At 75.2% G+C, this 8,720-nt stretch carries 10 protein-coding genes; 8 read left to right on the top strand and 2 right to left on the bottom strand.

Annotated features, from left to right (window positions below; all coding sequences use genetic code 11):
- The 4 genes from VER05_RS13815 to pstB all read left to right on the top strand — a co-directional run.
- The coding region (locus VER05_RS13815) for a PstS family phosphate ABC transporter substrate-binding protein (RefSeq protein ID WP_324845910.1) at positions 1 to 548 on the top strand (548 nt) is incomplete at its 5' end.
- Positions 549 to 681: 133 nt separating this feature from the next.
- On the top strand, positions 682 to 1,692 hold the full coding sequence (pstC, locus tag VER05_RS13810; RefSeq protein WP_414647628.1) for a phosphate ABC transporter permease subunit PstC: 1,011 nt from the start codon (positions 682 to 684) through the stop codon (positions 1,690 to 1,692).
- Between the two features lies 1 nt (position 1,693).
- Positions 1,694 to 2,656 carry a phosphate ABC transporter permease PstA gene (gene pstA, locus VER05_RS13805; RefSeq protein ID WP_324845909.1) on the top strand — a complete coding sequence of 321 codons (963 nt, stop codon included), beginning with the start codon at positions 1,694 to 1,696 and terminating at the stop codon, positions 2,654 to 2,656.
- A 46-nt stretch (positions 2,657 to 2,702) separates the two neighbouring features.
- On the top strand, positions 2,703 to 3,482 hold the full coding sequence (pstB, locus tag VER05_RS13800; protein ID WP_158375122.1) for a phosphate ABC transporter ATP-binding protein PstB: 780 nt from the start codon (positions 2,703 to 2,705) through the stop codon (positions 3,480 to 3,482).
- A gap of 146 nt (positions 3,483 to 3,628) precedes the next feature.
- Here pstB and VER05_RS13795 read toward each other — a convergent pair whose 3' ends face one another.
- A complete protein-coding gene (locus tag VER05_RS13795; RefSeq protein WP_324845908.1) occupies positions 3,629 to 4,246 on the bottom strand; it encodes a hypothetical protein in 618 nt (205 codons plus the stop codon).
- Between the two features lie 367 nt (positions 4,247 to 4,613).
- Between VER05_RS13795 and VER05_RS13790 the strand changes: the two genes are divergently transcribed.
- The 3 genes from VER05_RS13790 (at position 4,614) to ispF (ending at position 6,445) form a co-directional block, all read left to right on the top strand.
- Positions 4,614 to 5,096, top strand: a complete 483-nt coding sequence (locus VER05_RS13790) for a CarD family transcriptional regulator (RefSeq protein ID WP_147795473.1) — start codon at positions 4,614 to 4,616, stop codon at positions 5,094 to 5,096.
- Positions 5,097 to 5,135: 39 nt separating this feature from the next.
- A complete protein-coding gene (gene ispD / locus VER05_RS13785; RefSeq protein WP_324845907.1) occupies positions 5,136 to 5,873 on the top strand; it encodes a 2-C-methyl-D-erythritol 4-phosphate cytidylyltransferase in 738 nt (245 codons plus the stop codon).
- A gap of 89 nt (positions 5,874 to 5,962) precedes the next feature.
- Positions 5,963 to 6,445 carry a 2-C-methyl-D-erythritol 2,4-cyclodiphosphate synthase gene (ispF, locus tag VER05_RS13780; RefSeq protein WP_324845911.1) on the top strand — a complete coding sequence of 161 codons (483 nt, stop codon included), beginning with the start codon at positions 5,963 to 5,965 and terminating at the stop codon, positions 6,443 to 6,445.
- A gap of 178 nt (positions 6,446 to 6,623) precedes the next feature.
- On the opposite strand, the gene VER05_RS13775 is transcribed toward ispF, so the two are convergent.
- Positions 6,624 to 7,586: an EamA family transporter gene (locus VER05_RS13775; RefSeq protein ID WP_324845906.1), complete on the bottom strand. Its 963-nt coding sequence runs from the start codon at positions 7,584 to 7,586 to the stop codon at positions 6,624 to 6,626.
- Between the two features lie 73 nt (positions 7,587 to 7,659).
- Between VER05_RS13775 and VER05_RS13770 the strand changes: the two genes are divergently transcribed.
- The gene (locus VER05_RS13770) at positions 7,660 to 8,595 is read left to right on the top strand and encodes a LysR family transcriptional regulator (RefSeq protein WP_324845905.1); all 936 of its coding nucleotides are present in this window, start codon (positions 7,660 to 7,662) and stop codon (positions 8,593 to 8,595) included.
- The last annotated feature ends 125 nt before the right edge of the window (positions 8,596 to 8,720 follow it).

Raw genomic sequence — 8,720 nt, 5'->3', positions numbered from 1 at the left:
AGTCGGGCACCACGAAGAACTTCACCGACTACCTGGCGAAGGCCGGCAACGGCGCCTGGACGGCCGAGGCCTCGGGCGACTGGGCGATCGAGGGCGGCGAGTCCGGCCAGGGCACCTCCGGCCTGATCCAGACCGTCCAGGGCGGCCAGGGCACCATCGGCTACGCGGACGCCTCGAAGGCCGGCTCGCTCGGCAAGGTCTCCATCCAGGTCGGCGACGACTTCGTCGCCCCGTCGGAGGAGGCCGCCGCGGCCGCGCTCGACGTCTCCCCGCGCGACGACTCGCGCGAGGAGGGTGACATCGTCATCGACATCGACCGCACCACGACCGAGGCCGGCGCCTACCCGCTGATCCTCGCCTCGTACCTGGTCGTCTGCCAGTCCTACGACTCGCAGGACGACGTCGACCTGGTCAAGGCGTTCGCGACCTACGTCGCGTCCGCCGAGGGCCAGGCGGCCTCCGAGTCGGCCGCGGGCTCCGCGCCGATCTCGGACGCCCTGCGCACCGACGTCCAGGCCTCGATCGACGCGATCACCCTGGCGTCCTGACCACCGGGGGAGGGGCGGTCGTCGTGACCCGTCGGCCGCCCCTCCCGCCCGGACCCCGGCCGGTCCACCTCGCGGTGGGCCGGCCGTCGGCACGAGACACGACCTCTCTCCTCCCCCTCCCCCTGGAGACCGTGTGACCAGCACCCAGCCCCGCACCGCGGGGCCCACCGAGCCGGTGAAGCCCGGCACGACGGCCCGCAGGCTGCGCTCGGGCCACGGCGACCGCGGCGGCAGCCTGGCCTTCCGCTGGGTCGCGACCGGGGCCGGCGTCCTGATCCTCGTGATCCTCGCCGCCGTCGCCGTGTTCCTGATCCAGCGCGCGTGGCCCGCCCTGACGGCCGACCCGTCCGAGCTGTCGGACGCGGTCAGCTGGTTCCCCGAGGACACCAGCCTGCTGGGCTTCGTCGGCCCGCTGATCTTCGGCACGCTGCTCGCGGCCGCGGTGTCGCTGCTGCTGGCGACGCCGATCGCCATCGGCATCGCGCTGTTCACCTCGCACTACGCGCCGCGGCGGCTGGCCAGCGCGCTCGGCTACGTGGTCGACCTGCTCGCCGCCATCCCGTCGGTCGTCTACGGCCTCTGGGGCGGCCTGGTGCTGAGCCCGATCGTCCAGCCGGTGTGGGAGTTCCTCGGGACGTACCTCGGCTGGATCCCGTTCTTCGGCGGCGTGGTGTCGCCGACCGGCCGCGTGATGATGACCGTGGCCGTCGTGCTCGCCGTGATGATCCTGCCGATCATCACCGCCATCTGCCGCGAGGTGTTCCTGCAGACCCCGCGCCTGCACGAGGAGGCCGCCCTGGCCCTCGGCGCGACGCAGTGGGAGGTCGTGCGGATGGCCGTGCTGCCGTTCGCCCGGTCCGGCATCGTGTCGGCCGCCATGCTCGGCCTGGGCCGCGCGCTCGGCGAGACGATGGCCGTCCTGATGATCCTGTCGCCCGGGTTCCTCTACTCGTTCCAGCTGCTCGCCGCCGGCCAGCAGCAGACGATCGCCGCGAACATCGCCGCGCAGTTCCCCGAGGCCAACCAGACCGGCGTCGCGACGCTGATCGCGACCGGTCTCGCCCTGTTCATCATCACCCTGGCCGTGAACATGGCCGCCCGCGCGATCGTCGCGCGGCGCAAGGACTTCTCGGGGGCGAACTGACATGACGACCACCCCGACCCCGACCGCGCCGACCCCGGCCGGCGCGTCGCTGCGCGAGGCGCTCCAGGCCACGGACCGCCGCCGGCGCCGCACCGACCTCACGATGCGGGTGCTGATCATCGGGGCCTTCGTGCTCGCGATGATCCCGCTGCTGTCGCTCACCTGGACCGTGGTGTCCCGCGGCATCGGGCGGCTGGACTCGTACTTCCTGCTCAACTCCATGCGCGGCGTGTTCGGCGGCATGGACGCCGGCGGCATCTACCACGCGATCGTCGGCACGCTCGAGATCACGCTGTTCGCGGCGCTGATCTCGGTGCCGATCGGCCTGCTCGCCGCGATCTACCTGGTCGAGTACGGCAACGGCCGGCCGCTCGCGAAGCTGGTGACCTTCCTGGTGGACGTGATGACGGGCATCCCGTCGATCGTCGCCGGCCTGTTCGCCTACGCGCTGTTCGCGCTCATCCTCGGCCCCGGCGCGAAGTTCGGCGCCATCGGCTCGGTCGCGCTGTCGGTGCTGATGATCCCGGTCGTCATCCGGTCCAGCGAGGAGATGCTGCGCCTCGTCCCGAACGAGCTCCGCGAGGCGTCCCTGGCGCTCGGCGTCCCGCGCTGGCTGACCATCATCAAGGTCGTCCTGCGCACCTCGGTGGCGGGCCTGACCACGGGCGTGATGCTGGCGATCGCCCGCGTCATCGGCGAGACGGCCCCGCTGCTGCTCACCGTCGGCGTGGTCGACTCGATCAACTTCAACCTGTTCGAGGGCCGCATGATGACGCTGCCCGTCTACGTGTACCGGCAGTACGCTCAGGGTCTGGTCCCGTGCTCGGACGGCGACGCGAGCTGCATCCCGGACATCAACCTGCAGCGCGCCTGGGCCGCCGCCCTCACGCTCTTCCTCATCGTCATGGTGCTGAACCTCATCGGGCGCCTGGTGACGCGGCTCTTCGCCCCGAAGATCCGCTGACCGACGCCCCCACCTCCCCTTTCAGAACCAGAAGGAGACGACCGAGATGGCTCAGCGCATCGACGTCAAGGACCTGAACATCTACTACGGCGCCTTCAAGGCCGTCGAGGACGTGAACATGACCATCGAGCCCCGCTCGGTGACCGCGTTCATCGGCCCGTCGGGCTGCGGGAAGTCGACGTTCCTCCGCACCCTCAACCGCATGCACGAGGTCATCCCCGGCGCGCGCGTCGAGGGCACCGTCGCGGTCGAGGGCGTGGACCTGTACGGCGCCGAGATCGACCCGGTGGCCGTCCGCCGCCAGGTCGGCATGGTGTTCCAGCGCCCGAACCCGTTCCCGACGATGTCGATCGCCGAGAACGTGCTCGCCGGCGTCCGGCTGAACAACCGCCGGATCTCGAAGGGCGACGCGAACGACCTCGTCGAGGCCTCGCTGCGCGGCGCCAACCTGTGGAACGAGGTCAAGGACCGCCTCGACCGCCCGGGCTCCGGCCTGTCGGGCGGCCAGCAGCAGCGCCTGTGCATCGCCCGCGCCATCGCGGTCAAGCCGCAGGTGCTGCTCATGGACGAGCCCTGCTCCGCGCTCGACCCGATCTCCACCCTCGCCATCGAGGACCTGATCGCCGAGCTCAAGAGCGAGTACACGATCGTCATCGTCACGCACAACATGCAGCAGGCGGCCCGGGTCTCGGAGCGGACGGCGTTCTTCAACATCGCCGGCACCGGCCAGCCCGGCAAGCTCATCGAGATCGACGACACCGCCACGATGTTCTCGTCGCCCAAGGAGCAGGCGACCGAGGACTACATCTCCGGCCGCTTCGGCTGAGCCGCAGGGGGGGCACGGCGGCCGGCGCGCGGGTCGGGAGGGGAACCGCGCGCCGTCCGCCCGGGCCGCACGACGCAGGCCCCGTCCGGGAGTCCCGGGCGGGGCCTGCGTGCGTGCGTGGCGCGGGGCCGGTGCCCCGCGGGGCGTCAGCCCTCGGTGCCGGCGGTCGCCTCGGCGGTCGGCGCGGTGGTCTCCCCGGCGCCCGGCTCCGTGGTGTCCTCGGCGGACGCGGTCGCGGTCGCGGTCGGCTCGGGGGTCTCCTCGACGACCTCCGGGACCAGGTCCGCGTACTCCGGCAGCGTGCCGTCGAGCACGGGGACCGGCACGGTCTCCTCGCCCGCGGCGGCCGTGCTCAGCGTGAGCTCCACGGTCGAGCCCGGGGCGCCGGCGGCGTCGAAGACGACCTGCTCGCGCTCGTCGCCGTCCGCGCCGCCCTCGCCCGGGCCCCCGCCCAGCAGCACGGTGGCGCCGGACTCGACGCGCACCCGCTCGGTCGACCCCTCGAGGGACAGCTCGACCGTCAGGGCGTCGTCGCCGCGGTTGGTGAGCGCGCCCTGGAGCGCGCCCGGGGCGTCGGCCGCCTCCGCGACGATGAGCAGGTTCTCGGCCGTGAGGTCGCCCAGGGTCGCGCGCACGCCGTCCGACGCCGAGTACGCGACCTCGGTGGTGATCTGGTTGGTCACCGAGCAGCCGGACAGGGCCGCCGCGAGGGCCAGGACGGCCCCGACGACGACGGGGCGGGCGGACGTGCGGCTGCGGGCCACGGTGACTCCTCGGTGCGGTGGGGCGGGCGCTGCGGTGCGCGGGGGGCTGCGGCACGCGCGCGGGCGTGCGAGGCCGAGCCTACGTGGACGCGGGGGTGCCGTGCACGGCCGCTGCGCCCCGCCGTGGGCCTTCGGTCCCACGGGCCGCGTCGTCGCAGGTCAGCGGGGTGCGCGACCGGGGACGGGGTCGCACGGGGCCCTGGTCGGAGACTAGCCAGCCGGGGCCCGCGCGGCACCCCGTTCCCCGGCGTGTCGAATCTCTGACGTGGCCCACAACGCTCTGACCTGCGTAAACGTCGCTGATCTCCACGAAATCCCCCCGTTGCCGCGTGGTAGACTGGGGTTCCGCGAAAGGGGACACCTGCAGATGACTTTCACTGTTGGGGAGACGGTTGTCTACCCGCACCACGGTGCAGCGCTGATCGAGGAGATCAAGACCAGGACCATCCGCGGCGAGGACAAGATCTACCTCAAGCTGAAGGTCGCCCAGGGTGACCTGACCATCGAGGTGCCGGCGGAGAACGTCGACCTCGTGGGCGTGCGGGACGTCGTCGGCGCCGAGGGCCTGGAGCGCGTGTTCGACGTGCTGCGCGCCCCCTACACCGAGGAGCCGACCAACTGGTCGCGCCGCTACAAGGCCAACCTCGAGAAGCTCGCCTCCGGCGACGTGATCAAGGTCGCCGAGGTCGTCCGCGACCTCTCCCGCCGGGACGCCGACCGCGGCCTGTCCGCCGGGGAGAAGCGCATGCTCGCCAAGGCCCGGCAGATCCTCGTCTCGGAGCTCGCGCTCGCCGAGCACACCGAGGAGGAGAAGGCCGAGGCCATCCTCGACGAGGTGCTCGCGTCCTGACGGCGCGCTGAACCTCCTGACCCGGCCGACCGCGCCCGCATGCCCACCGCGGCGATCCTGACCGCCGCCGGCAGCGGCACGCGGCTCGGCCTCCCGGGACCGAAGGCGCTCGTCGAGCTCGCCGGGGTCCCGCTGGTCGTGCACGCCGCCCGACGCCTCGCTGCGTCGGGCGTCGTGCTGTCCGTGGTCGTCACCGTGCCGCCCGGCCGGGTCGGCGGCTTCCGGGCGCTGCTCGGCGGCCCGGTGCGACCGGGGATCGGCGTGCCGGTGACCGTCGTCGAGGGCGCGGGCTCGCGGCAGGCGTCCGTCGCCGCGGGGCTCGCGGCGCTCGGGGACGACGTCGACGTCGTCCTCGTGCACGACGCCGCGCGCGCCCTCGCGTCGCCCGCGCTGATCCGGTCCGTCGAGGCCGCCGTCCGCGCCGGCCACCGGGCCGTCGTGCCGGGGCTGCCGGTCGCGGACACCATCAAGCAGGTCGGCGAGGCGGTGGACGGCGCCGCGCCCGTGGTCGCGACCGTCCCGCGCGCCACGATGCGGGCCGTGCAGACCCCGCAGGGGTTCGAGCGGGCGCTGCTGGACGCCGCGCACGTCGCCGGGGCCGACCGGGCGGCGTCCGAGGCGACGGCGGCGACCGACGACGCCGCGCTCGTCGAGGAGCTCGGGGAGCGGGTGTGGGTCGTGCCCGGGGAGGAGTCGGCCATGAAGATCACGACGACGCGGGACCTGGCGGTGGCGGAGCTGCTGGCGCGGGGGGATGCCGGGACGGTGCGGGCGTGACCGGGGCGGCGGGCGCACGGGGCGGCGCGACGGCGGGCGGGGCGGACGGCGTGGGCGCCGGCGGGGCGGCGACGGGCGGCGCGCCCGGCCTGCCGCGGACCGGCGTCGGCGTCGACGTGCACGCGAACGACCCCGAGCCCGCCCCGGGCGCCGTGCTGCACCTCGCGGGCCTGTCCTGGCCGGGCGAGGCCCCGCTCGCCGGGCACTCCGACGCCGACGTCGCCGCGCACGCCGCCGCGGACGCGCTGCTGTCCGCGGCCGGGATCGGCGACCTCGGCTCGGTGTTCGGCACGTCCCGCCCCGAGTGGGCCGGTGCCGCGGGCACGACCCTGCTGGCGGAGGCCGCCCGCCTGGTCCGCGCGGCCGGGTTCGAGGTCGGCAACGTCGCGGTCCAGGTGATCGGCAACCGCCCGCGGCTGTCCCCGCGCCGCGCGGAGGCGGAGGCGGCGCTCTCGGCGGCGGCCGGGGCCGCGGTGTCCGTCTCCGCGACGACGACGGACGGCCTCGGCCTCACGGGCCGCGGCGAGGGCATCGCCGCGATCGCCACGGCCCTGATCGCCCCGCGCGCCTAGCCCCCCGCGCGCCTACGCGCCGCCCTCCCCGCGCTCCCGCGCGCCCCCGACGCCGAGTCTCCATCGCGTGCCTCTGCCGCCGGCCCGCTCGACAGTCCGAAAGTGCAGACTCGGCGAACCCTGCGCCGAGATGGCAACTCTCGGCTGTGCGCGGGAGGTGCGGCGCAGCCGAGAGTTGTCATCTCGACGTGGGCGCGGGCGAGGGTGCAGGCGCGGGGAGCGCGGTGGCGGGCGCGGCACCCGGCGTGGCGGGTCCGGGTGCCGCGCGGCGCGGGGGGCGGGTCGCGATCAGGACCCCGGCCACGACCACGGCGCCCAGGGCCAGCTCCGGCGCGGACGGGCGCTCCGCGAGGAACGCCCAGGACGCGCCGATGCCCACGACCGGCACCAGCATCGAGAACGGCGCCACCACCCCGGACGGGTGCCGCGCCAGCAGGGTCGTCCAGATCCCCGACCCGACGACGGTCGCCACCAGCACCGTGAACGCCAGCCCGGCCAGTGCCCAGGCCCCGGTCGCCGTCCCGAGCGTGGTCAGCGACCGCCCGATCGCCCCGGGACCGTCGACGACCAGCGACAGCGCCAGCATCGGCAGCGGCGGCACCACCGACATCCACAGCATGAAGCGGAACGGGCTCTCGGGGTGCGCCTGCCGGCTCGACACGTTGCCGAACGCCCAGCCGAGCCCGCCGCACAGGGTCAGCACCACCGGCAGCAGCCCGGCGGACGCGCCCGCGGAGGCGCGGAGCGCGGCGATGCCCCCGAGCCCGCAGATCGCCACCGCCACGCCGACCGCCTGCCGCGGGGTGATGCGCTCCCGGAGCCACGCCGCGCCCAGCAGCACGGTGAACGGCGCGGACGCCTGCAACACGAGCGACGCCAGCCCCGTCGGCATCCCGGTGTCCATGGCGAGGTAGAGGAACGCGAACTGCAGCACCCCGAACCCGACGCCGTAGCCGAGCAGCCAGCGCACCGGGACGCGCGGTCGTGGCACGAGCAGGAGCGTCGGCACCGCGAGCAGCGCGAACCGCAGGGCGACGAGGAAGAACGGCGGGAACTGCGCCAGCGACAGGTGGATCGCCGGGAAGTTCAGCCCCCAGAGCACGGCGACGACGAGGGCGAGCAGGCGGTCCCGGGGCGGCATGCCGCCGATCCTCGCCCGGCGGCACCGTGCAGCACCAGCGAAAGATCGCACACCGTCCCTGTAGCGTCGCTGCATGGACACCCGGCACCTCGCGACGCTCCGGGCCGTGCGGGACCGCGGCGGCGTCACCGCGGCCGCGGCAGCGCTGCACCTGACGCCCTCCGCGGTGTCCCAGCAGCTGCGCGCGCTCGCCCGGGACGCGGGCGCCGAGGTCGTGGAGCGCTCGGGCCGCGGGGTGCGGCTCACGGCCGCCGGCCACGCGCTCGCGGACGCGGCGGCGGACGTGGCCGTGGCGCTGGAGCGGGCCGAGGCGGCCGTCGACGCGTTCCGGTCCGCGCCGCACGGCCTGGTCCGGGTCGCCGCGTTCCAGTCCGCGGCCGAGCTGCTGCTGCCCGGCCTGCTGCGCCGGGTCGCCGCGATGGACGGCGTGCGGGTGGAGCTCGGGGACGAGGACGTCGCCCAGGACGAGTTCCCCGCGCTGGCCGCCGACTTCGACCTCGTCGTCGCGCACCGGCCCGACGCCGGCGCCGACTGGCCCGCGGGGGTCGACGTCGTGCCGCTGCTGCGCGAGCCGCTGGACGTCGCGCTGCCGCCCGGGCACCCGCTCGCCGGTCGCGCCACGGTCACCCCGGCGGACCTGGTGGACGAGGCCTGGATCGCGGTCGAGGCCGGCTTCCCGGTCGCCGGCGTGCTGGACGCGGTCGGCGCCGTGGCGGGGCGGCCGCTGCGGGTCGTGCAGCGGTTCAACGACTTCGGCGTCGTCGAGGCGCTGGTCGCCGCCGGCCACGGCGTGAGCCTGCTGCCCCGGCACACCGCGGGCCGCCGCGGCGCCGTGCTGGTGCCGCTCGCGGGCGTCCGCGCGGGCCGCCGGGTGGACGCCCTGGTGCGGCCCGACCGCGGCGCGCGGCGGGTCGTGCGGCGGGTGCTGGACGCCCTGCGCGCGGAGGCCGCCCGGTTCGCGGACGAGCCGGGCGCCGCCGCCACCGGCCCGGGGCGCCCCGACCGGTAGCCTTGACCCTCGTGAGCCTGCGCCTGTTCGACACCGCCACCCGCGAGGTGCGCGACTTCGTCCCCGTCACCCCGGGCGCGGTCGGCATCTACCTCTGCGGCGCGACCGTGCAGGCGCCCCCGCAC

It is taken from the genome of Cellulomonas sp. (assembly GCF_035634735.1).
Lineage (GTDB): Bacteria > Actinomycetota > Actinomycetes > Actinomycetales > Cellulomonadaceae > Cellulomonas.
This window is presented reverse-complemented; position numbering and strand designations above follow the sequence as displayed.